General features: G+C 59.4%; 25 protein-coding genes. 16 read left to right on the forward strand and 9 right to left on the reverse strand.

The genetic code is table 11. From position 1 onward, the window contains the following. Positions 1 to 76 precede the first annotated feature (76 nt). Both KGB29_RS19185 and KGB29_RS19190 read right to left on the reverse strand, forming a co-directional pair. The gene (locus tag KGB29_RS19185; RefSeq protein ID WP_102671535.1) at positions 77 to 1,114 is read right to left on the reverse strand and encodes an alpha/beta hydrolase family protein; all 1,038 of its coding nucleotides are present in this window, start codon (positions 1,112 to 1,114) and stop codon (positions 77 to 79) included. A gap of 167 nt (positions 1,115 to 1,281) precedes the next feature. After that, positions 1,282 to 1,893 carry an FMN-dependent NADH-azoreductase gene (locus KGB29_RS19190; protein ID WP_150815224.1) on the reverse strand — a complete coding sequence of 204 codons (612 nt, stop codon included), beginning with the start codon at positions 1,891 to 1,893 and terminating at the stop codon, positions 1,282 to 1,284. Between the two features lie 131 nt (positions 1,894 to 2,024). On the opposite strand from KGB29_RS19190, the gene KGB29_RS19195 reads away from it, so the two are divergent. Both KGB29_RS19195 and KGB29_RS19200 read left to right on the forward strand, forming a co-directional pair. Next, positions 2,025 to 2,933 (forward strand): LysR substrate-binding domain-containing protein, encoded by a 909-nt coding sequence (locus KGB29_RS19195; protein ID WP_090455344.1) that lies wholly within the window; start codon positions 2,025 to 2,027, stop codon positions 2,931 to 2,933. Beyond that, positions 2,930 to 3,289: an MmcQ/YjbR family DNA-binding protein gene (locus tag KGB29_RS19200; RefSeq protein WP_057714747.1), complete on the forward strand. Its 360-nt coding sequence runs from the start codon at positions 2,930 to 2,932 to the stop codon at positions 3,287 to 3,289. Before KGB29_RS19195 ends, KGB29_RS19200 begins: the two co-directional genes overlap by 4 nt. Before the next feature lie 11 nt (positions 3,290 to 3,300). On the opposite strand, the gene KGB29_RS19205 is transcribed toward KGB29_RS19200, so the two are convergent. Both KGB29_RS19205 and KGB29_RS19210 read right to left on the reverse strand, forming a co-directional pair. Beyond that, positions 3,301 to 3,729, reverse strand: a complete 429-nt coding sequence (locus KGB29_RS19205) for a DUF1294 domain-containing protein (RefSeq protein WP_150815223.1) — start codon at positions 3,727 to 3,729, stop codon at positions 3,301 to 3,303. Next, positions 3,726 to 4,556, reverse strand: coding sequence for an undecaprenyl-diphosphate phosphatase (locus tag KGB29_RS19210; protein WP_150815222.1), 831 nt, complete (start codon positions 4,554 to 4,556; stop codon positions 3,726 to 3,728). Before KGB29_RS19210 ends, KGB29_RS19205 begins: the two co-directional genes overlap by 4 nt. 296 nt (positions 4,557 to 4,852) lie before the next feature. Here KGB29_RS19210 and pnuC point away from each other — a divergent pair, with 296 nt between their 5' ends. The 8 genes from pnuC (at position 4,853) to KGB29_RS19250 (ending at position 11,108) form a co-directional block, all read left to right on the forward strand. Further along, positions 4,853 to 5,416, forward strand: a complete 564-nt coding sequence (pnuC, locus tag KGB29_RS19215) for a nicotinamide riboside transporter PnuC (RefSeq protein WP_150815221.1) — start codon at positions 4,853 to 4,855, stop codon at positions 5,414 to 5,416. After that, complete coding sequence (locus KGB29_RS19220; RefSeq protein ID WP_150815220.1) at positions 5,413 to 5,937, forward strand: AAA family ATPase; 525 nt, start codon at positions 5,413 to 5,415, stop codon at positions 5,935 to 5,937. The genes pnuC and KGB29_RS19220 overlap by 4 nt, the downstream gene beginning before the upstream one ends. A 357-nt stretch (positions 5,938 to 6,294) precedes the next feature. Then, positions 6,295 to 6,732 (forward strand): hypothetical protein, encoded by a 438-nt coding sequence (locus KGB29_RS19225; protein ID WP_150815219.1) that lies wholly within the window; start codon positions 6,295 to 6,297, stop codon positions 6,730 to 6,732. A gap of 1 nt (position 6,733) precedes the next feature. Beyond that, positions 6,734 to 7,312 carry an adhesin gene (locus KGB29_RS19230; protein WP_150815218.1) on the forward strand — a complete coding sequence of 193 codons (579 nt, stop codon included), beginning with the start codon at positions 6,734 to 6,736 and terminating at the stop codon, positions 7,310 to 7,312. A 63-nt stretch (positions 7,313 to 7,375) separates the two neighbouring features. Further along, a complete protein-coding gene (locus tag KGB29_RS19235) occupies positions 7,376 to 8,242 on the forward strand; it encodes a heme utilization protein (RefSeq protein WP_150815217.1) in 867 nt (288 codons plus the stop codon). Positions 8,243 to 8,303: 61 nt separating this feature from the next. Beyond that, positions 8,304 to 8,984, forward strand: a complete 681-nt coding sequence (locus tag KGB29_RS19240; protein WP_150815216.1) for a C39 family peptidase — start codon at positions 8,304 to 8,306, stop codon at positions 8,982 to 8,984. Positions 8,985 to 9,010: 26 nt separating this feature from the next. After that, positions 9,011 to 9,772 (forward strand): hypothetical protein, encoded by a 762-nt coding sequence (locus KGB29_RS19245; RefSeq protein WP_150815215.1) that lies wholly within the window; start codon positions 9,011 to 9,013, stop codon positions 9,770 to 9,772. 46 nt (positions 9,773 to 9,818) lie between these two features. Next, a complete protein-coding gene (locus tag KGB29_RS19250) occupies positions 9,819 to 11,108 on the forward strand; it encodes a transporter (protein WP_150815214.1) in 1,290 nt (429 codons plus the stop codon). A 60-nt stretch (positions 11,109 to 11,168) separates the two neighbouring features. On the opposite strand, the gene KGB29_RS19255 is transcribed toward KGB29_RS19250, so the two are convergent. After that, entirely contained in the window at positions 11,169 to 12,494 is a 1,326-nt protein-coding gene (locus KGB29_RS19255; protein ID WP_150815213.1) for a sigma-54 dependent transcriptional regulator, read from the reverse strand. Positions 12,495 to 12,836: 342 nt separating this feature from the next. Here KGB29_RS19255 and KGB29_RS19260 point away from each other — a divergent pair, with 342 nt between their 5' ends. From KGB29_RS19260 to nhaB, 3 genes are all read left to right on the forward strand, one after another. Beyond that, entirely contained in the window at positions 12,837 to 13,103 is a 267-nt protein-coding gene (locus KGB29_RS19260) for a hypothetical protein (protein WP_150815212.1), read from the forward strand. 287 nt (positions 13,104 to 13,390) lie between these two features. Beyond that, positions 13,391 to 14,680, forward strand: coding sequence for a hypothetical protein (locus KGB29_RS19265; protein ID WP_218544059.1), 1,290 nt, complete (start codon positions 13,391 to 13,393; stop codon positions 14,678 to 14,680). A gap of 78 nt (positions 14,681 to 14,758) precedes the next feature. Then, the gene (gene nhaB / locus KGB29_RS19270) at positions 14,759 to 16,261 is read left to right on the forward strand and encodes a sodium/proton antiporter NhaB (protein ID WP_150815210.1); all 1,503 of its coding nucleotides are present in this window, start codon (positions 14,759 to 14,761) and stop codon (positions 16,259 to 16,261) included. 170 nt (positions 16,262 to 16,431) lie between these two features. Here the strand turns inward: nhaB and zwf are convergent, their stop codons facing one another. Next, on the reverse strand, positions 16,432 to 17,955 hold the full coding sequence (gene zwf / locus KGB29_RS19275) for a glucose-6-phosphate dehydrogenase (RefSeq protein ID WP_150814016.1): 1,524 nt from the start codon (positions 17,953 to 17,955) through the stop codon (positions 16,432 to 16,434). Further along, positions 17,952 to 18,932: a phosphogluconate dehydrogenase (NAD(+)-dependent, decarboxylating) gene (gene gnd, locus KGB29_RS19280; RefSeq protein WP_150814017.1), complete on the reverse strand. Its 981-nt coding sequence runs from the start codon at positions 18,930 to 18,932 to the stop codon at positions 17,952 to 17,954. Before gnd ends, zwf begins: the two co-directional genes overlap by 4 nt. A 271-nt stretch (positions 18,933 to 19,203) precedes the next feature. Between gnd and KGB29_RS19285 the strand changes: the two genes are divergently transcribed. From KGB29_RS19285 to KGB29_RS19295, 3 genes are all read left to right on the forward strand, one after another. Continuing rightward, positions 19,204 to 19,386 (forward strand): DUF6026 family protein, encoded by a 183-nt coding sequence (locus KGB29_RS19285; RefSeq protein ID WP_090455368.1) that lies wholly within the window; start codon positions 19,204 to 19,206, stop codon positions 19,384 to 19,386. Between the two features lie 199 nt (positions 19,387 to 19,585). Beyond that, a complete protein-coding gene (locus tag KGB29_RS19290; protein ID WP_150814018.1) occupies positions 19,586 to 21,322 on the forward strand; it encodes a phosphoethanolamine transferase CptA in 1,737 nt (578 codons plus the stop codon). A 168-nt stretch (positions 21,323 to 21,490) separates the two neighbouring features. Further along, on the forward strand, positions 21,491 to 21,700 hold the full coding sequence (locus KGB29_RS19295) for a hypothetical protein (protein WP_057714728.1): 210 nt from the start codon (positions 21,491 to 21,493) through the stop codon (positions 21,698 to 21,700). Between the two features lie 77 nt (positions 21,701 to 21,777). On the opposite strand, the gene KGB29_RS19300 is transcribed toward KGB29_RS19295, so the two are convergent. Both KGB29_RS19300 and KGB29_RS19305 read right to left on the reverse strand, forming a co-directional pair. Further along, on the reverse strand, positions 21,778 to 22,269 hold the full coding sequence (locus tag KGB29_RS19300) for a GNAT family N-acetyltransferase (RefSeq protein WP_150814019.1): 492 nt from the start codon (positions 22,267 to 22,269) through the stop codon (positions 21,778 to 21,780). Between the two features lie 115 nt (positions 22,270 to 22,384). Next, complete coding sequence (locus KGB29_RS19305; protein ID WP_057714727.1) at positions 22,385 to 22,966, reverse strand: DinB family protein; 582 nt, start codon at positions 22,964 to 22,966, stop codon at positions 22,385 to 22,387. Positions 22,967 to 22,985: the final 19 nt, after the last annotated feature.

Here is a 22,985-nt window from a genome sequence, read left to right on the forward strand (position 1 = left end):
GTGTGTCAGTAGACATAAGTACTGCCTGACACACCGCCTTCGCGAGCAAGCCCGCTCCCACAGAATATGTGGCGCATTACTGGTCGGCGGTCTGCATCCCCGCCCGGGTCGGCCTGCCCAGGGTACGCGTGAAGAAGCGTCCGGCTTCGGAGATCAGATTGCGATGAATGTCCTGCCGATCGACACCATCGGCATCGGTGCACAGCGCAGGCATGATTACGATCTGCTCGTCATTGCACGGCGCCATGAAGACGAAGTGCCCTGCCCCCGCCAACAACTTGAAGTCAGGCGCCGTCGGCAGTTTGCGCGCCAGCGCCGCGGCGTTCTTGTCGACAGCCACCAGCTTGTCGCCATCGCCGCTGTAAAGCAGCACCGGCACATGCACATCGGCGAGGGTGTGGCGGCCGAACTTCAGGCTCAACGGTGCCATCAGCATCAAGGCGTGGACGCGAGGATCTGCCACCGGTTGCAGGTCGTCGCGGTCGACAATCAATTCGCCCTGGGTGTTACAGGCATCGCGGTCATCCGGGCGCTCCTGGCAGTAACGGCGCAGGCGATCCAGGTCCGGGGTCGCGCCGGACAGGATCAATGCGGTCTCGCCACCGGCCGAATAGCCAATGACCCCCACCTGATCGGCATTGACGAACGGCGACAGCATACGATCGCCCAAGGTCTCGGTAATGGCTTCGGAAATCTGGATCGGCCGGCCGTACAGGTTACTCAAAGTACCGAGTCGGCTGTGGTCCCTGGAGTTGTCACCGGGGTGAATCACCGCCACCACGACAAAGCCTTTGCGCGCCAGTGACGTGGCAAGGTCGTGCAGGGCCAGCGGGGTACCGGTATTTCCGTGGGACAGCATCAGCATCGGGAACCGGCCGATGGCGACCTTGGTGTCCTCCCCGGCTTCGACGGTGTAACCCTCGAGCTTGCTGGTGTGCTCCCGATCACTGGAAGGATAGAAGGCAATGGCGCGCATCGGCTGCAAGTCCAGCGGGTCGAGAAAAGTCATCTCGTGGAAGCCGACGCTCCAGTGAGGATGCGGTGCAGGCGCGGCGTGCACTGTATTCAAGCTGCTGAGCAGGCAAATCAGTAAAGTTGCACAAAGACGCATCATGGATGCCCCGCCTTGTTACCGGACTTGAGACGTACGCCCTGGACTGCATGAGTCGGGCCACAATCTGAAACGACCAGAAACAAAAAACTCCGTAACTGGTACTTGCGTAGCCAGAATACAGAGTTTTTTGGGCTTTACCTGAACGGTTGCTTACTTTTACCCAAGCCTTACGCAGCGGCGAACAACTGCTCGCTGATTTGTGCGTGGGCAGCGCTCATGGCCTTGTTGCGCACGTCGTCACCGTAAGCCAGGCCTTCGGCACGGACGATTTCGATGTCGGTGATACCGATGAAACCGAACAGCAACTTCAAATACTCTTCGTGGGCAACACCGGTTGCCTGACCGGCGTGCATGCCGCCGGAGGTCGAAACGATCACGACTTTCTTGCCGCCGCAAAGGCCTTCAGGGCCGGCTTCGGTGTAACGGAAGGTCTGGCCGGCCACCGCGATGCGGTCGATCCAGGCTTTGAGTTGAGTCGGGATGGTGAAGTTGTACATCGGTGCGGCAATCACCACGGCATCGGCAGCCAGGAATTCGGCCAGGGTCGAGGCGCTCAGTTGGGCTTCGTGCTGTTGTGCGGCGTTGCGCAGTTCAGCGGTGGTGCCGGCGGCGACCAGGGTGGTGGCGGAGAAATGGCTGATGGCGTCGGCGGCCAGGTCGCGGTAAGTCACCACGGCGGTTGGCTCGGCGGCTTGCCAGGCTTTGACGACTTCACCGCTCAACTGACGGGAAGCCGAGTTGTCGCCCAGGATGCTCGAATCGATATGCAGCAGTTTCATGTGGGATCTCCAAGTGAGGATCGCCCACAAGGGCGATCTGATGGGACTAATCCTACACACGAAACCAATAGTTGATTAGACGGTAACAATGCGATAGTTCGTCCCACAGATAGGACAATTGGATTCACATCATGCAAGACCTCAACGACCTGTATTACTTCGCCAAAGTCGTGGAAGCCGGGGGGTTCGCCGCGGCCGGGCGTTTGCTGGGCATCCCCAAGTCCCGATTGTCACGGCGCATCGCCGAACTGGAAGAGCGCCTCGGCGCAAGACTGCTGCAACGCACCACCCGACAACTGAAACTGACTGCCGTCGGTGAGCGTTACCTCAGGCACTGTCAGGCGATGCTGCTGGAGGCGGAAATGGCCGACGAGGCCGTGGCCAGCATGTCCAGCGAGCCCCGCGGGCGTTTGCGGGTGTCCTGCCCGGTTGGGCTGGCCCATGAAATATTGCCGGGGGTGATCAGCGACTTTCTGGAAAGGTTTCCACAAGTCCAGCTGGAGGTCATGCTGCTCAACCGCCGGGTCGACCTGGTGAACGAAGGCATTGACGTGGCCCTGCGAGTGCGCGAGCTGGGCGACGAAGACCCGCTGCTGGTGACCCGCCGCCTGCGTCAGGCGCAGATGCTGATGGTCGCCAGTCCCGGCTTCCTCGTTGGCCGTGAGATCAACCATCCCGACGATCTGAAAAACCTGCCGGTGCTCGGCGCCCTCGAAGCCGACCGCATGGTGCACATCCGCATGCTGGATCAAAAAGGCAAAAGTTGCGAACTGGCGCTCGAGGCCCGGCTGGGCATCGATGACTTTATCGTGCGCAAGGCCAGCACCCTCTCTGGCCTGGGCTTTACGATGCTGCCCATGATGTATTGCGAGCAGGAACTGGAAAACGGTGCACTGGTGCAGTTGTTGCCCGACTGGTCGTTGCCCGGTGGCTGGCTGCAAGCGGTCTATCCTCATCGACGCGGGGTCATGCCGGCGGTACGCGCCTGGATTGACCATCTGGTCGAGTCATTCAATGCCTGTGGGGAACGATTGTTATGAAAGCCGGACGGATGAGCGAAGAGGATGTCGCGAAATTCTGCCTTACCCTGCCCGGAGCGCGGGAAGACTATAAATGGGGCGGCGTGCGGGTGTTTTCGATTGCCGGGAACAAGATGTTCGCCTTGCAGGGCCTGCGGGGTGATTCCCTGGCCTTCAAGGTCGACAAGGATCTGTTTCTCGGTCATTGCGACCGCCCGGGGATTCATCCGGCGCCTTATCTGGCGCGCGCCCAGTGGATCATCATGGAAACGCCCTACCCGCTCGGCAACGAAGAACTACAAGGCTTGTTGCAGCGTTCCCACCAGTTGGTGGTGAGCAAACTGCCCAAGCGCACTCAAGTCGGCTTGTTGCTTTAGGACCTTGTTGATCAGAACAAGGCGAACATATGTGCGCCGAGGAACAGGTGGTCGATCCAGAACACCTGGTGCATCAGCACGATGATCCAGAACACCAACTGGTAGGAGATTTTGCGGGTTTTGTGCCGGAACGCTTGCTGCGCCAGCAAGGCACCGGGCCAGCCGCCGGCGAGCTCCAGCGCATGCAGGACATTCTCCGGCGTACGCCATTGCTCGGCGCGGGCCTTGCGCTTGTCGCTCCAGTACAGGAAAAACGTCACGACGCTGACGATGCCGTAGGCCGCCAGGGGAATCAGCGACACCCCGTGCAGCCATGAAGACACCGCCCCCGACAGCGGCAACGCACACAGGATTGCAAACACCAGCCACTTCAGCCGTGGATTACGGATCTGTCCCCCGGGCTGGTGCCCGGGGTTATTGCGCGAGCTTGAGTCACTCACGACTTGACCGCGCTCCAGTCGACCCAACCGAACTGCCAGGTCGCCAGGATGATCAGGCCGAACACAATGCGATACCAGGCAAACGCCGCATAGCTGTGGTTGGCGATGAACTTGAGCAGCCCGCGGACCGCGATCATCGCGAAGACGAACGCCGTGACGAAGCCGATCGCGAACACCGGAAAATCGGACGGGACAAACAGGTCACGGTATTTATAGCCCGAGTACACCGCTGCGCCGACCATGGTTGGCATCGCCAGGAAGAACGAAAACTCGGTAGCGGTCTTGCGCGACAGGCCGAACAGTAACCCGCCGATGATCGTCGAGCCCGAACGCGAAGTGCCCGGAATCATGGCCAGGCATTGGGCGAAGCCGACTTTCAGGGCATCTTTCCAGGTCATGTCATCCACCGTTTCGGCGTGGACTTCATGCTGCCGACGCTCGGCCCACAACATGACGAACCCGCCCACGACCAGCGCCGCTGCCACGGTGATCGGATTGAACAGGTACTCGTGGATCATGTCGGCGAAGATCACGCCCAGCACCACGGCCGGCAAGAATGCAATCAACAGGTTCGCGGTAAACCGCCGAGCGCTCGGCTGAGTCGGCAGGCCGATGACCACATCGAAGATCTTGCGTCGAAATTCCCATACCACCGCCAGGATGGCACCCAGCTGGATAATGATGTTGAACGCCATCGCCCGCTCGCCCCCGAAGCCGAGCATGTCGGCCACGATGATCTGGTGGCCGGTGCTGGAAATGGGCAGGAACTCGGTCAGCCCTTCTACAACCCCAAGTATCAATGCCTGAAAGGCGGTCCAAAGATCCATCAATCCCCCAAAAGGCTATGCGCGCCGGCATGCCCCGTTAGTATTTTTCCAAAGCTTGAATTGCGATCAGCCTAGCTGAAGCCCCGCACATCAAGGATCTCCACGGAACCGTCAAAATCCTGTGAAAAAACAATCCTGATCGGGGTTTACCCGCGCGGGGCCGAAATCCTATCAGACAAGTCCGATTGGCGCTGCCGCGTTATTCGCGCACCAACGAAGCACACCCTGCTCCACGGGATTCCCGACGCCAATCCGGTTACAATCGGCCCCCTCTTCGATTTCACCAAGGAACCTCCATGTCCGGGCTTGAACTGTTTGCCGCCGCCCTCGGTGTCATTGCCGTCTGGCTGACGGTCAAACAGAACGCCTGGTGCTGGCCCATCGGTCTGGTCATGGTGCTGCTCTATAGCTGGATCTTTTTTGAGGTGAAGCTGTATTCGGACATGTTGCTGCAAGTCGTCTATGCCGCCTTGCAGCTATACGGCTGGTGGCAGTGGACACGGGCTGGCGAAACGCCCCATGGCCGCGAAGTCAGTTGGCTCGATTCCCGTTCCGTGGCGTTGAGCCTGGCCATCGGTGCACTCGGCAGCCTGTTGCTGGGGGCGGCCATGGCCCATTGGACCGATGCCGCGCAACCCTGGCTCGATGCGGCCCTGACCGGATTCAGCCTGGTGGCGCAGGTCTGGATGGCGCAAAAACGTGTCCAGTGCTGGCCGCTATGGATCGCCCTGGATGTGATTTTCGTGGGGCTGTTCATCTATAAGGACCTGTACCTGACCGCCACCCTGTACGGGCTGTTCGCCGTTATCGCCGTGCAGGGCTGGCGCCAATGGCGCGCCGATCCGGCGTTGCGCGCATGAAAGTCCTGGTACTCACAGGCCCTGAATCCAGCGGTAAAAGCTGGCTGGCGGCCGAGTTGCAGCAGCGTTTCGGCGGGGTTCTGGTCGAGGAGTATGTGCGCTGGTTCATCGAGCAGAATTCCCGGGACACCACCTTGGCCGACATTCCGGACATCGCCCGCGGACAATTGGCATGGGAAGACGAAGCCCGTGCGCAACAACCGTCTTTGCTCATCCTCGACACGCACCTGCTGAGCAATATCCTCTGGAGCCAAACCCTGTTCGGCGACTGCCCCGCCTGGCTCGAACAAGCGCTACTGGCCCGGCATTACGACTTGCACTTGCTGCTGTCGCCGGAACACGTCGAATGGACGGATGATGGCCAGCGTTGCCAACCCCGATTGAGTGAGCGCCAGGCATTTTTCGAGCAGACCCTGGCCTGGCTTGAGCGCCACGCCCAACCGGTTCAAGTACTGCGCGGAGATTGGGCAGAACGCCGATTCCAGGCACTGAACGCCGTGAGCCGATTGCTCGGCGTCTGACCGGCCTTTTGGGGCAATTTCCCCACTACCCCCCCCTGTCCCGGGGGAAAAGTGTCCGATCCTGAAACACCCTTCCCGCCTCAAACCGCCTGTTTCAGCGCCCTTCGCCGCTGGATCATCGGATTTGTTAAGTCATTGATACAACACCGCCGAAACCCTTGTTCCAGAGCGATTTATCCGCAAATAAGGGCTGCCTGCGCAGGGTTTCGTCTCACCTTTGAAACATTCTCGGCAAAGGCTATCCGGGCAATATCCATAAGCCATTGAATCAACGAGATATTCAAAAACCGGCACAGCTTTCGCTCTCTCCTTCAAAAAGCCGACCAGAACCAGCCCACATGAGAAGGAAAGACCGTCGTGGGGATACTCGATAAACATGCCTTGACGTGCCTGCTGCTGATCGCGAGCGCTGCAGGCACGGTTTTCAGTTTTGACGTTCAAGCCGAAGGCAACGGCGTCATCGTGCTTGATCGCACCATTCACCCGACGCCCATCGGTCGCAGCGGCGGCAGGGATCCAAACCCCAACACCCTCAATGCCAACCCATCGGCCCGCGTCACCGGCGAACTCAGTGACGCCGACATCGCCGGGGTCACCACCGGAACCGCCCTTCGCCACAACAACGGGCAAAGCCTGGGTGGCCTGCAAGGCCTCAACGTCGTCACCAACCCCAACGGTATGCCCGGCATGTCTGTGGGTCACGGTGGTGGCAGTGGCAGCGCCATTTCCGGAACCATCAACCGCGCCATGAGCAGCGGCCTCGGTTCACTGGGCAGAATGGCGGGAGGCCAATGAGATGAGTCGATCCCTGCTGTTACTTGCCCTGCTCGGCTGCACCAGTGTGATGGCCGATTCGGGCGTCGGTTCGGTGAACAACGCCACCCTCCAGGATTCCGGTACTCAATACCGCGGCAACTTCAACGTCAACCAGGCGGCTGGCGATCAACAACAGCAGGCCAACGTCCGCGCGATCGCCATTGGCACCCAGGCCGGTGCGATCACCAGCATCCGGCAGAAAATCACTACGCCTGCCAATCCGTCGATGGACGCGACGGCCACTATCGGCGGCTCCTCCTTCAGTAATGGCAACGGCGTACTGGGCGTCAACCAGAGCGCCGGGGCGAACAACCAGATGGCCAACGCCATGCGCATCAGCATCAGCGCCGCACCGCAAGCCATCGACGATAGTGCCCTTTCTCAACAGAACGTGGCGTTGTTACCGAACTCGGGAGCAACTGGCGCCCCAAATGGCAGTCGCCAGGTCGTGACAAGCGACCAGGCCTTCACCGGCAGCCGGGGAGTGATCCAGGTAAACCAGAGTGCCGGGGTGGGGAACCGAATGGCTAACACCTTGAGCATCCGGGTCGCTGACTGACCCGAAACAGTGCGATTAGGGAAGTACCAACACCTGACCAACTAATGAGCACGGAGAAACACCATGAACCCGACAACTGCTCTCAAACCTCTGGCTTTCGCTCTGGCAGCAGTGATGGCATTTGCAGCACAAGCAGGCAGCCTTGATGATGATCAAGGCAGCGGCCAGAGCGATGGCCAGAGTAACAACCATCAGCCTAAAGGCCCGACGCTGGAACAAATTCTGCAGATTACGGCAGGCGCCGGGGCCGCCGTGCTGGACTCGCAGGAAAGCAGTGACAGCAGCGCATTGAACCGGGACACCAGGAACGACGCTAGAGTCGATAACTCCCTGAACAACTCCAACGGCAACATGGGCGCCAACGTTGCAGCCGGTAACGGCAACCAGCAAGACAACGCCGCCGCCCTTGCCACGGCTGACGAAAGCTTCATCTTCGGCACCGCGGTCGCTGTCTCCAGCGCGACTCAGAAGAGCAACGGCAACACCGCCAGGAACCACTCCAGCACCAACAACACAACGCTCAACAACGCAGGCAACAGCGGTTCCGGCAACATCGGCATCAACGTGACCACCGGCGACTTCAACCAACAGAAAAACAACCTGGCGATCGCCGTTTCGGGCGGTCGCGTAGCGCAAGCGGCGGCGGCGGCCAACCAAAGCACGACCGGGCTGAACGTCACCAACAACGCCAACCATGACGACAGCACCCAGACTGATTTCGCTACCGTGGGTGTACTCGGTCTGGCGGGCGTAACCACTCAACAAGTGATCACGCCAGAGGGCTGGAAAGCCCCTGTAACCAACAATGCGTCGATAACGGGCTCGATGAACAACTTCTCCGGCAACGGCGGAGCCAACGTATCGTCTGGTGTGGGCAACCAGCAAAGCAACTCGCTGTCCATCGCCGCGGGCTGCAAGTCCTGTTTGTAATCGCGATTGCAATGAAAGCCCCGGCGACGGGGCTTTTCCACAGTCCCAAGGCGTATCGATCATGCGTAAGACTGTCCTTTTCGCCCTGCTCTGCCTGTCTGGCCTGACCCAGGCTGCACAGATGCCGGTTGCCGCCCTGCCGGGCGGCGTGCTGGTGTACAAGCACGTACAGAGTTTGCGCGAGCGCAAGTTCAGCGACATCGTCGAACAAAAAACCGATTTCAGCTGTGGCGCCGCCGCGCTGGCAACGATACTGCGCCAGGCTTATTGGCTCGACGTCGATGAGGAGCACATCATCAAGGGCATGCTGGTCACCGCAGACCAGGACCTTGTGCGTACCCAGGGTTTTTCCATGCTGGACATGAAGCGCTACATAGAGCGCATCGGCATGCGCGCCCGGGGCTACAGGATCCCGCCGGAAAGGCTCGAAGCCGTGACGATTCCGGTGGTGGTATTGATGGAAATTCGCGGCTACAAGCACTTCGTGGTGTTGCAGCGGGCGGACAAGAACTGGGTCTATATCGGCGATCCGGTACTCGGTCACAAACGCTACTCCCACGATGACTTTGTCAAAGGCTGGAATGGCATTATTTTCGCTATCGTCGGTCCCGGTTACGACAAGTCCAATGCGTTACGCAGTCCACCGGAACCGCTGACAGCCAAGAACAAGATGGATAACTTCAACCCGGTCAAAGATGCCGAATTGATGGATTTTGGTTTCATACAGAGCGACTTCTTTTAATCGCCAACAAGATGATAGGGGGCAGGATGCTCCGGGAGCAGCAAATGAAAACCTCGTATTGGGTGGTCGCTGTCTGTCTGGCAGCGAACACTTCAGGTTTTGCTGATGAGTTCAGACCCATCGAAATCAAGGACCAGGAACTGGCCGAGTTGCGTGGCCGATATGTGATGCCGGGGCGGGTCATCAGCTTCGGTGTCGTCATGAGCAGTACCTGGCGCAATGCCAGTGGTGACCTGATCGGAGCGTCCACCTCGATGCAACTTCAAGCCGCAACGGTCAAGCCCGAGTTCTATGTTTCGACCATCAAGCAATCGGGTCATGGCGGCACGTCCAGGTCGGGCAGCGGTCACGTGTCGGGGGGCGCAGCCCTGAGCACTCCCCGGGGCATAACCCAGGTCACACGGGCCGCAGGTGATGGCAACAGCGCAAACAACAACATCGCTATCAACGTCAAAGAGGCCAGCACGGCCCCTGCACTGGTGCCGGGCCAGGGCCAGGCGCTGATAGCCGGTCAAACCATCACCGGCAGCAATGCCGCAGGCAGTGTCGCGGTATCCGCGACCAGCGGCGGCGTTCAGATGGCCATTACCGCCAACAACAACCAGGGCACCAGCCTGCAACAAGTCGCCCAAGGCGGGTTGCTGCAAAACACCCGGTTGCTGGGCAGCAGCAATGTGGTCGACAACATGACTCAACTCAACGTTGTGCTCAACAATAATGGCCCGAGTGCGGGTGCATTGGACTGCAACCTCAACCAACTCGCTGCATTACGGACCATGGGCTATTGAACTACGCTGAGTCTGGACCATTGGGCACAAATGGACGGCTTATTTCATGTACCGATCAGTATCACTGCGTGCAGTTGCATGCTTGAGTGCTCTACTCCCGGCGGCGATGTTGCAGGCAGCACCTGACCCGGAACTGGAGGCGCTCAAACAAGAGCTTCTGGAGTTGAAACAACGATACGAAGTACAGCAAAAAGCCCTGGCGGTTCTCGAACAACGGGTCCGCCAGGTCGAAGAGCAGCCCGCTTCGCCCCCTCCCAAACGCCTGGCCAAGTCGCCCGCGGATCTCAAGGGCAATCCAGGCGTCGGCACCGGCGCCGCAGCCGCCTCGGGGGGTAGCGGCAGCTCTTATGGACAATCGCTGGCCAATGACTCGCAACCGGCGCAAAGCGTTTCGAACCTGTATGACGAGGCCAGCGGTTTTTTCGGCGGTGGCAAGTTCAGCGTCGAAACCGGGATAACCTACTCCCGCTACGATTCCCGCCAACTGGTCCTCAACGGTTTTCTCGCCCTGGACTCGATCTTCCTGGGCGCTATCAACCTGGACCGGATCAAGGCCGACACCTGGACGCTTGACCTCACCGGTCGCTACAACTTCAACAATCGCTGGCAGTTCGACCTGAACGTGCCGGTGGTCTACCGTGAGTCCACGTACCAGTCCGGTGGCGGCAATAGCGGCGCCGCAAACGTCACGACCGAAGACACCGTCAAGGAAGACCCGACCATAGGCGACGTCAACTTCGGTATCGCCTACAAGTTCCTCGACGAATCGGCCAACACGCCGGATGCCGTAGTGACCTTGCGCGTCAAGGCGCCTACCGGCAAAGACCCGTTCGGCATCAAGCTGGTTCGGGTGGCCGATAACTCTAACCTGGCCGTGCCTGAATCCTTGCCTACCGGTAACGGCGTCTGGTCGATTACGCCGGGGATCTCCCTGGTCAAGACGTTCGATCCGGCGGTGCTGTTCGGCAGCCTGTCCTACACGTACAACATGGAAGAGTCTTTCGACGACATCAGCTCCAACCCGGCGGTCGAGACACCGGGCAAAGTACGCATTGGCGACAGCTTCCAGATCGGCGCCGGCATTGCGTTCGCCTTGAACGAAAAGATGAGTATGTCGTTCTCGGTCTCTGACCTGGTGCAACGCAAAAGCAAGCTCAAGGAAGATGGCGGGGATTGGCAAGCGGTGGTCTCCAGCGATGCCAACGCCGGTTACTTCAACATCGGCATGACCATTGCGGCCACCGACAACCTGACCATCGTGCCCAACCTGTCCATCGGCATGACGGACGATGCCCCGGACTTCCAGTTCAGCCTGAAACTCCCCTACTACTTCTGACCCGAACAAAAACCCCGCTGCAATTGCAATCGCAGCGGGGTTTTGGTTTGCGGCCGGGGTTCAGCGAATCTGGTGCTTGTGCAACAACCGGTAGAAGGTCGGTCGCGACACACCCAATACTTTGGCGGCGACACTCAGGTTATCGCTGTGGCGACTCAATACATCGCACAACGCCTGGCGTTCGGCCCGGGACTTGTATTCTTCGAGGGTGCCCATCGGCGATGCGAGCGTATGCTGACTGATCAACCCCAGGTCACGGGCCTCGATCTGCCGGCCTTCGGCCAACACCAGCCCGCGACGAACGCGGTTGGCCAGTTCGCGAACATTGCCTGGCCAGTCGTGTTTGCCCATGGCAATCAACGCGTCTTCGCTGAAACTGCGTGGGCGGCGCCCGGTTTCATGGCTATAGAAATGAGAGAAGTGGTTGGCCAACACCGCCAGGTCGCCATGGCGCTCGCGCAGCGGAACGGTCGCCACTTGCAGTACGTTCAAGCGGTAATACAGGTCTTCGCGAAAGCGCTTCTTCTCGATGGCGGCTTCAAGGTCGGTATGCGTTGCCGCCAGAACCCGCACATCCACCGGAATCAGCTGACTGCCGCCGACCCGCTCGATGTGTTTTTCCTGGAGGAACCGCAACAGGTTGGCCTGCAACTCCAGTGGCAGGTCACCGATCTCGTCGAGAAACAGGGTGCCACCGTTGGCGGCTTCTATCCGTCCGACCTTGCGTTGGTGCGCGCCGGTAAATGCGCCTTTCTCATGGCCGAACAACTCGGACTGGATCAAATGCTCGGGAATCGCACCACAATTGATCGCAATGAAGGGTTTGCTGTGACGCTGGGACTGACGATGCAGGGTTCGTGCGACCAGTTCCTTGCCAGTGCCGCTTTCACCGCGAATCAACACCGGAGATTCGGTCGGAGCCAGTTTGCTCAACAGCTTTCGCAGCTCACGAATAGGTTTGCTGTCGCCCAGCAATTCGTGCTCGGGCTGGTCGACATAGACCGTGCCCTGCCCGCGCAAGCGCGCCATGCCAAACGCGCGCCCCAGTGTTACCTGGACCCGGGACACATCGAACGGCAAGGTATGAAAGTCAAAAAACCATTCACAGACGAAGTCGCCGACATTTTGCAGCCGCAGTACATCCTGGTTGAGTACGGCTATCCACTCGGTGCCGCTGCGGCTGATCAGCTCTTTGACGGCCTCCGGGTGCTCAAGGTGAAAAGGCTGCAAGCGCAGCAAGCCCACGTCACAGGTTCGGTCAACGGCTTTCTCCAGCGTGCAGCTGTCAACGTCCCAACCGATGGCGCGCAATCCAGGGAGCAGGCGATAGCAATCGTCACAGGGGTCCACCACTAACAAACGTCGTAAGGCAGGCGCATCACTCATGACTGATCCTTGGCGCCAAATTTATGAAAATTTAATAAAAACAGTCATTTGGCAGACCTGGCTGTAACATTAGCAAGAATTTGACAGGGCCTTGTACTGTTTGACTATAGGGATGTCACAAAACCAGTTATAAGTTGCAATTATGTTAGTTACCTAACGACTCTTTCCTTTCATTCAGCTTTCAATGTCAGGCTCTTCCTTGAATCTGTGAAATAAAGTGGAAATTTCTTTTGATTGTGTGTGACCCGAACCCCGGTTGCGGGCATCAGTACAAGTAACCAGCTGAACGGTAAGCCCAACCGTCGGCCTATCACTTGATTGGGCATACAGAGAGAAGACCCTATGAACGCCCCGCTCCGTATCAACGAAGCACTTCTGATTGCCGACCGCGCATTTAAACCATTCAAATGCGTGGCCTGGGCCCCACAAGACGGCAATGGCGAACTCAGCCTGACCGTTATCGACCGCACCAGCACCAGCATTGGCCGCAAGCAGATCCCAAGCAGCGCCTATTCCGATCCAGCGCAACTCGAACGGCTGCTGGAACAGGCTCGCGCCGAACTGAGCGAGGAAGGTTACACACTGCAGTCGTGGTCGATGCCGCACTAATCGTTTTGCGGATTACTCCGGGGTAATCCGCGCCCTTTTCCTGTCTTTAGTTCGCAGGTTTTTTCTGGCCGCGCACACTACGTGACACTGTTTAATTCGAACTTCACATACGCCTGATACTTTGCAGGCTCGCCATTGGTTCGAAAAGACACTGTTGTGGCACACAGCGACCCTCCGTCTGTTAGTTCTTACAGTTGTGCATCCCTTCATTCAGGGATTGAATAATCTCCCTATCAAGTCGCCACCCAAACTTCTGGATCAGGACGACTCGCAAGGAGATGCGGTGCATGTCAAGCCAGTCCGCTTTTGCCTACTCCGCTACCCGGACCAACGCCGGGGCCCTCGATACGACGTTTGCCGCCAACGGCAAAACCCAGGTCTATTTCGCCGACAGCCTTTTCAGTCTGGCCAATGACGTTGCGATCGATGCGCAAGGTCGCTTGCTGGTAGCCGCAAAAGTCGGCATGGCCGATGGCATCCGCTTTGGCCTGGCCCGCTTGCTGGCGGATGGTTGCGCAGACCTGACGTTCGGCAAACAAGGCAGTGTCATCGGGCAATTCGAACCGGGGTTCGAAGCCATGGGCACCAAGGTCCTGATCCTGCCCGACGGCAACATCCTGTTGGCTGGCCTGCAATACGTAAACGCGCACCGCACGCTCCCGGCCCTGGCATTGCTGGATCAGGATGGCCGCCTGGTGCAAGGTTTTGGCGATAATGGCCACCGTGTCGTGCGATTACCTGGCGATCTGTCCCTGGGCATGCGCGATATCCGGCTGCCTCTCGGTGTGCCGGGCGCAGAAGCCTGCGATGTGGCCATACAGCAAGACGGCCGGATCCTGATCCTGGCCAACCATCACTACGAACTGGCCGATCACGTCGGCATGCTGATACGCCTGGATGTCGAAGGCTCGCTGGACTGCTCGTTCAACGACCGCGGCTTCGTGATGGTCAGGCACCTGCTGATGAATACCTGGCTCAGCAGCCTGACGGTACAACGTGATGGCCGAATCCTGGTCGGTGGATCGATCAATTTTCCCGAGGAAGGCTTGCTGGCACGCTATCACCCGGACGGGCGCCTCGACGACCGATTTGCCGTGGATGGATTCATGACCTTCAAGGCCCAAGGGCATGGCGCCCGGGTCTGTCGGGTGGTCCAGCAAAACGAAGGCGAAATCCTGTGTTTTGGCAGCAGTCGCGAGCCGATGCACTGCCTGACATTTAAAATGCACAGCAACGGCCGCCCCGACAGTCATTGCAACGGAGGACATCCGCAGCGGCGGGAAATCGGTTACAGCGGATGCCAGTGGACCGCCGCGCAGTTACAGCCTGATGGCAGTGTGCTCACGGCGGGCGCCACCATCGGCGGCGTCGAAGCAGACTTCATTCTCGGGCGATACCTGCCCAACGGCCTTCCCGATCGCCGTTTTGGCAAAGGCAGCGGCTATACACGTACGCGCCTGGGCCCCAGTCTGGATACCGCCACCTGTGTCGCCGCGTACGCCGATGGAAACATTGTAGTGGGAGGCTATTCGCTACACGGAAACTACAAGGCGGTCATCGCTCGTTTCCAGGGATAAACACCGGCATTTTTCCTGCGCTTGATCTTCTCGCGCGCTTGCGGCAACTTGCGCGCTTCTCAAGACAAGGAGCAGCCGATGTCCGGTTCAATGGCCCAGGCGTTCGCGCACAACTTTCTCGGGCACTCGCCCCGTTGGTACAAGGCCTGCATCGTCGGCTTTCTCATCCTCAATGCCCTGGTGCTTTGGACCGCAGGCCCGGTGGCTGCCGGCTGGCTACTGGTGCTGGAGTTCATCTTCACCCTGGCCATGGCACTCAAATGCTATCCGCTGATGCCCGGCGGGCTGCTGTTGATTGAAGCCCTGCTGCTGAAGATGACCACGCCCCAGGCGCTGTACGACGAGTTGTTGCACAACTTCCCGGTGATCCTGCTGCTGATGTTCATGGTGGCCGGTATCTATTTCATGAAGGACCTGTTGCTTTACCTGTTCTCGCGCCTGCTGCTCGGGGTCCGCTCCAAAGCCTTGCTGTCCCTGATGTTCTGCTTTCTGTCGGCCTTTCTGTCGGCGTTCCTCGATGCCTTGACTGTGACTGCCGTGATCATCAGTGCCGCCGTAGGTTTTTACTCGGTGTATCACCGCGTCGCCTCGGGCAACGATCCGCGCCAGGACAGCGAGTTCAGCGACGACCAACATCTGCCCACCCTGCATCACCGTGATCTGGAACAGTTCCGCGCCTTCCTGCGCAGCCTGCTGATGCACGGCGCCGTGGGCACCGCGCTGGGCGGTGTCTGTACGCTGGTCGGTGAACCGCAGAACCTGCTGATCGGCCATGAAATGGGCTGGCACTTCGCTGAGTTCTTCACCCAGGTTGCGCCGGTATCCCTGCCGGTACTGGTTGCCGGGCTGGTAACCTGCGTCCTGCTGGAAAAGCTGCGCTGGTTCGGATACGGCACGCTGCTGCCGGATAACGTTCGTGCGGTGCTGGCCAACTACGCCGCCGAAGACAATGCCGAGCGCACCACGCGCCAAGGTGCAGCGCTACTGGTGCAAGGCTTTGCCGCATTGATTCTGATTGCCGGGCTGGCGTTCCACATCGCCGAAGTGGGTTTGATCGGTTTGATGGTGATCGTGTTGATTACCGCCTTTACCGGCATCACCGACGAACACCGCCTGGGCACAGCGTTCAAGGACGCCATGCCGTTCACCTCATTGTTGGTGGTGTTTTTCGCCGTGGTCGCGGTGATTCACGACCAGCAACTGTTCGCCCCACTGATTCACTGGGTGCTGACGCTCCCGGCAGACCAACAACCGGGCATGCTGTTCATTGCCAACGGCCTGCTGTCCGCCATCAGCGACAACGTGTTCGTTGCAACCATTTACATCACCGAAGTGAAGCGCGCGTTCATGGCGGGTGAGATGACCCGTGAGCACTTCGAAACCCTGGCGATTGCGATCAATACCGGTACCAACCTGCCGAGCGTGGCGACGCCCAACGGTCAGGCGGCGTTTCTGTTCCTGCTGACCTCGGCGATTGCACCGCTGGTGCGTCTGTCGTACGGGCGAATGGTCTGGATGGCGCTGCCGTACACCGTGGTGATGGGGACATTGGGCTGGTATGCGGTGAGTTACTGGCTCTGACACCGCCGAGCCTTTGTGGCGAGGGGGCTTGCCCCCGTTGGCTGCGCAGCGGCCCCAAACCTACTACTACGCTGTAGCAGGTACACCGAGTGATGAAATGGCGACTGCTTCGCAGCCGAACGGGGGCAAGCCCCCTCGCCACAAAAGCTCGCTCCCACAGAAGATAGGTGTTATCCGAGGCGGTGCCAGACGCGACCGTCACGGGTGAGCAGTTCTTCGCCGGCCTTGGGGCCGTTTTCCCCGGCAACGTAGCTCTGCACGCTGGAATCCTGCTGCCAGGCATCCAGGAACGGCTGCACGGCGCGCCAGCCGTTTTCGATGTTATCGGCACGCTGGAACAGCGTCTGGTCACCCGTCAGGCAATCGTAGATCAGGGTTTCGTAGCCGGTGGACGGCTGCATCTCGAAGAAGTCCTTGTAGGCGAACCCCAGCTCGATGTTGTCCATTTTCAAGGCCTGGCCGGGACGCTTGGCCAGCAGGTCGAACCACATGCCTTCGTTCGGCTGGATCTGAATGCGCAAATAGGTCGGCTGCAGCTCATCGACCTCGGTATCGCGGAACTGCGCATAGGGCGCCGGCTTGAAACAGATCACGATCTCGGTGTCACGCACACTCATGCGCTTGCCGGTTCGCAGATAGAACGGCACGCCGACCCATCGCCAGTTATCGATCATGACCTTGAGGGCCACATAGGTTTCGGTATTGCTGTCGGGTGCGACGTTGTTTTCCTGGCGGTAGCCCGGCAGTGCCTTGCCGTCGATCTCACCCGCGGCGTATTGGCCCCGTACCGAATTGGCGCGGGCTTCCTCCACCGTCCAGGGCCTGATCGCGCCAACGACCTTGGCTTTCTCGCCGCGCACCGCATCGGCGCCGAACGCGGCGGGCGGCTCCATCGCCACCATCGCCAGCAACTGGAACAGGTGATTGGGCACCATGTCCCGCAGCGCGCCGGTGTGCTCATAGAAACTGCCACGGGTTTCCACGCCCACGGTTTCGGCGGCGGTGATCTGCACGTGGTCGATGTAGTGATTGTTCCAGAACGCTTCGAACAGGCTGTTGGAGAACCGGCTGACCAGGATGTTCTGTACGGTCTCCTTGCCCAGGTAATGGTCGATGCGGTAGATCTGCTTTTCCGTCATCACCTTGAGCAGGCAAGCGTTCAAGGCTTCGGCCGTATGCAGGTCGGAACCGAAGGGTTTTTCGATCACCACCCTTCTGAAAGCCTCGGGGGTTTCTTCCAGCAAGCCGGCCGAGCCAAGACGGCGCACCACTTCACTGAAGAAACGCGGCGCGGTGGCCAGATAGAACACCGCATTGCCAGTACCGCTGTCGGCGATTTTTGCCGCCAGCGCTTGATAAGTGCTGTCGTCCAGGAAATCGCCCTGGACGTAGCTGATGCCTTTGGCGAGTTTGGCCCACAGCGCCGGGTCAAGGGCTTGATCGCCCTTGCCGGTCCTGGTGGCCACCTCGTTGCGGATGAAGTCTTCAAGTTTTTTCGCGAAGCCTTCATCGCTGATGGCGTTGTGGTCAACGCCGATGATCCGCAGTCCATTCCCGAGTAAACCGTCACGGCTGAGATTGTACAGCGCCGGCATCAGCAGGCGCTTGACCAGATCGCCGTGGGCGCCGAACAGGAACAGCGTGGTCGGCGGCGCGGGTTCAGCCTTGGATTTCCTGCGGATCGCGTGGGTCATTTTTTCGAGGTCTCCACATGGCCGCCGAAGCCGAAGCGCTGGGCCGAGAGAATCTTGTCGCCAAAGGTGCCTTGCCCACGGGAACGGTAGCGCGAGAACAGCGAGTTCGACAGCACCGGCACCGGCACCGCTTGTTCCATGGCGGCTTCGATGGTCCATTGACCTTCACCGCTGTCGGCCACGGACCCGGAGAAACCGTCGAGTTTCGGATCGCTGGCCAGGGCGTCGGCAGTCAGGTCCAGCAACCACGAGGACACCACGCTGCCACGACGCCACACTTCGGCGATATCGGCGACGTTCAGGTCGAAACGCTGGTCTTGCGGCAGGTTCTCGCTGTTTTTGGTCTTGAGGATGTCGAAGCCTTCTGCGAACGCCTGCATCATTCCGTATTCGATGCCGTTGTGGATCATCTTCACGAAGTGCCCGGAACCGGCCGGACCTGCATGAATGTAACCACGCTCGGCACGATCGTCGTCGGACTTGCGGTCCTTGGTGCGCGGGATGTCGCCCAGGCCAGGGGCCAGGGTTGCGAACAGCGGGTCGAGGCGCTTAACAGTCTCGGCATCGCCGCCGATCATCATGCAGTAACCGCGCTCCAGGCCCCAGACACCGCCGGAGGTACCGACGTCGATGTAGTGCAGGCCTTTTTCCGACAGGGTCTTCGCCCGGCGGATATCGTCTTTATAGAAGGTGTTGCCGCCGTCGATGATGGTATCGCCGGCTTCGAGCAAGGTGCTCAGGGTGTCGATGGTTTCTTCGGTCGGCGCGCCAGCTGGCAGCATGACCCAGACCGCACGCGGCCTGGCCAGGCCGGCGACCAGCGCCGGCAGATCGGTGACGCCCGTGGAGCCCTCTGTAGCCAAGGCTTCGACAAAGGCGGTATTGCGATCGTAAACAACGGTGGTGTGCCCGTTGAGCATCAGGCGCCGCGCAATATTGCCGCCCATGCGGCCCAGTCCAATAATCCCGAGTTGCATGTGCTGATGCTCCCTACTACAAATTAAGTGTGTCAAAGGTTATAGCCCAACGCGACTCATGAGGTTAGTCCAGAGCGTTGGCACGAAGTTTCCGGGCATTGTGCCCGATCCTGATGGATAACGTCGGGAATCAAACCGAAGACACAACGACCATGAAAAATAAAAAAGTTCCCTTCTGGGGCAAAAGAAATCAAAATTGGCGCCGATAGTAGGTCAGCCCCGGATTTCGAGGCGTACCTACAGTTGAGACACGCCATTTGCGAGGTGAGCAATGGGCACAGTACATACCGCACTGCCAGCACAAACCCTTTACGTCACAATCCGTCGCGATGAATTGCGCCAGTTGAAAGACGAACGCGATCAGTTGAAGCAGGAACTGGCACAATTGCGGCTGCTGCTGCAAACCAATCAAGTGCAGCCCCTGGCTGTGGTGCAACACGCCCCACTCGCCTGACCCCCCCTCTTTGAAGCGGGAGCGGTCTGCACTGCTTCCGCACCGGCTCACGCCCTGCCGCCCCTGGCAACTCACAAAATTTTCACAATTGTTACACGACAATTACTCGTTTAGGTCGCCCGATTCCGCGCGGCCCTCGTTCGTCGTCCGTGATATCCAAGTCCCGGCGGTGGTAGTGAACTCTCGGCTGGAGCGCTGAATGTCTTTGTTTAAACGCAGCAACACGACTGCGGCAGGTTTTGATTGGGCCGGATTTGTCTGGCTGTTTGTATTCTTCTGGTACTTTTCCGGCATCACCCAACTACTCATCCAGTTGACTGGCACCTCCGGCTTTAGCGGATTCCGCCAGGCCTTCGTCATGAGCGCCTTCTGGCTGGCGCCGATGTTGCTGTTCCCCCGGCAAACCCGCGTCATGGCTGCCGTGATCGGCGTCGTACTGTGGGCGTGCTCCATGGCGAGCCTGGGTTACTTCTTCATTTATCAGCAGGAGTTTTCCCAGAGCGTCATCTTCATCATGTTTGAGTCGAACGTGGCTGAAGCCGGCGAGTACATGACCCAGTACTTTGCCTGGTGGATGGTGCCGGCGTTCCTGGCACACACCGCTTTTTCCTGGTTCCTGTGGACACGCCTGCGCCCGGTGTACCTGCCCCGTGGCAAGGCAATCGTGGCCGCGGTGGCCATTGTCGTGGCGGTCGTCGGTTATCCGCTGATCAAGCAAACCTCACGCACCGGCAGTTTCGCCGAAGGCTTCGACAAGTTCGAAACCCGCATCGAGCCGGCGGTGCCATGGCAAATGGCCGTGGCCTATCACCGCTACCTGGAAACCCTGGCCGGCATGCAGGACATGCTCAATAACGCCAGCAAGATTCCACCGCTGCACAACCTGAAGGACGCAATGGCCAACACGCCTGCGACCCTGGTGCTGGTGATCGGTGAGTCCACCAACCGTCAGCGCATGAGCCTGTACGGCTACCCCCGGGCAACCACGCCGGAACTGGACAAGCTCAAGGATCAACTGGACGTTTTCGACAACGTCATTACGCCGCGCCCCTACACCATTGAGGCGCTGCAGCAGGTCCTGACCTTCGCCGACGAAGAAAACCCCGACCTGTACCTGTCGACGCCATCGCTGGTCAGCATGATGAAACAGGCAGGTTACAAGACCTTCTGGATCACCAACCAGCAGACCATGACCAAGCGCAACACCATGCTCACGACCTTTTCCGAACAGGCCGATGAACAGGTGTACCTGAACAACAACCGCAACCAGAACGCCGCCCAGTACGATGGCGACGTGATCGAGCCCTTCAACAAGGCCCTGGCCGACGGGGCACCACGCAAACTCATCGTCGTGCATTTGCTCGGCACGCACATGAGCTACCAGTACCGTTACCCGTCGACCTTCGACAAGTTCCAGGACCGTGAGGGCGTGCCTGCCGGCATTCGCGATGACCAGTTGCCGACGTACAACAGCTACGACAATGCCGTGCTGTACAACGACTTCGTGGTGTCCAGCCTGATCAAGGACTACGCCAGGACCGATCCGAACGGCTTCCTGCTGTACCTGTCCGACCATGGCGAAGACGTGTTCGATTCCGTGGGCCACAGCACCTTGGGGCGCAACGAGAACAAGCCGACAGCACCGATGTACACCATTCCGTTCATGGCCTGGGCATCGCCAAAATGGCGCGCAACCCATGACTGGAACCTCGCGGGTGATCTCTCGCGCCCTTACAGCAGCTCGCACCTGATTCACACCTGGGCCGACCTGGCGGGCCTGAGCTTCGACGAACTCGATCGCAGCAAAAGCCTGGTCAGCGACAGCTTCAAGGCCCGGCCATTGATGATCGGCAACCCGTATGAGCGTCAGCAGCGTGCGCTGATCGACTTCAGCCTGATGAAGCCCAAAACGCCACCGACTGTCGTTCAGCAGTAATCCTTTCAGGGGCCGGTTCCGGCCCCTTTTTCATGCTCCCGTTGCAGCCATGCAGGTCGTTGGTGAAGTTGATTCCCAATTGACCGAATCGGCGGATAATGCCATTTCGACACTGCTTCATTGATTCATGGACGAAAGGCATCCGACATCTGTAGTGGGAGGCAAACCATGAAACGCACCGCAATGATTCTCGCCGGCCTGATGGCCTTGGGCTCAACCAGTGCTTTTGCCGAAGGTGGGGCCGAACGCATGCGCTATTACTACGAAAGCCTGCGACTGGCCCAGCAAGAAGCCCTGGGCCACCCCATCCAAAGCATTGAACTGCGGGTTCCGGACGATCAAACCGCACAAATGACTGAAACCTACAGACCGAAATGATCCACGGACGTCTGATTGCAGTTCTAGGTAGAAGACTGTCGGGCGTCCTGATGGACGCCCTTTTTTTGCCTGCTGAATCAGAGGTTCTTGGTCCAGAACAGCATCCGTCCATGGGCCGGGTCGAACATACCGGCGGCGAAACCGGCTTTTTCATAGGAACCCTGGGCCACGGCATTGCCTTCCAGCACCTCCAGGGTGAGCTTGCAGCAGCCACGCTGACGGGCGATGTCTTCGACCTTTTGCAGCATCTTCTGGCTCAAGCCCAGGCCGCGAAACTTTTTCACCACCGACACATCATGCACATTGACCAGCGGCCGGCAGGCAAACGTCGAGAACCCCTCGAAGCAATTGACCAGCCCGGCCGGCTCGCCACCGACAAAAGCCAGCACACTGAAGGCGTGGGGGCGCCGGGCAAGTTCGCCCGGGAGCTGCTCCAGTACATTGGCCGGCAACGGCTGGCCGCCCCCCATCGGGTCCTCGGCGTAGTGGTTCAGCACCAGGCAAATAGCCTCGGCATGCACCGGATTGGTGTAACTGGCCTGAAGCACAAGAATTTCTGCGGAGTCCATTTCCATCCTCGATCACACATGAAGTAGCCCCCAGCATGTACTCACGCTGAAGTGCCCGCAGACCATAGCGCGAGCAACGTGCCAACGACAATCGCAACCGAGAAAATCTTTGGCCTCAAGCGCCCCAGATCAAGGCTTCCGTCCACCCCAGTTCGGCAAAATCCTCAGCCCGCAAGTGCGACTCACCGACGCAGAAAAACTCGTCGAGTTGCGGTGGCTGGACCGAGGTGCCGCTGAGCATGGCGTGAATCTGGCCGCGGTGATGGATCTGGTGTTCAAACAAATGGGACAGCAGGCGCAAGCGACTGTCGTGTTGCGGGGTGTCGCGGGCGATGGTCACGATTTTGCCCAGGTCGGCGTCGCGCATCTGCTCGCAGTAGGCGATCAGCCGGCGGTCGACGTGGGCCTGTTCGCCGACCAGGTCCGTTGCCACGAGGCAGGGTTCGTCCTCCTTGAAAAACACCCGGCAATCGGGATGCGGGTCGTCGCCGCGCAGTTCGCGCTCCAGGGCGTCCACATAAAACCAGTCACAGGTGAGGATGTGGTTGAGGGTGGCGCGGATCGAGGGGAAGAAGCTGACCCGGGATGCGCTCAGTTCCTGCGGGCTCAACTGACGCCAGGCCTTGGCCAGTCGGTGATTGGCCCAGGCGTTCTGGTAGGCCATGGTCAGCAAATGGTGTGACAGGGGCTGATTCATGTTCGCTGCTCCCGATCAA

It is taken from the genome of Pseudomonas sp. BF-B-30 (assembly GCF_019956305.1).
Classification (GTDB): domain Bacteria; phylum Pseudomonadota; class Gammaproteobacteria; order Pseudomonadales; family Pseudomonadaceae; genus Aquipseudomonas; species Aquipseudomonas jessenii.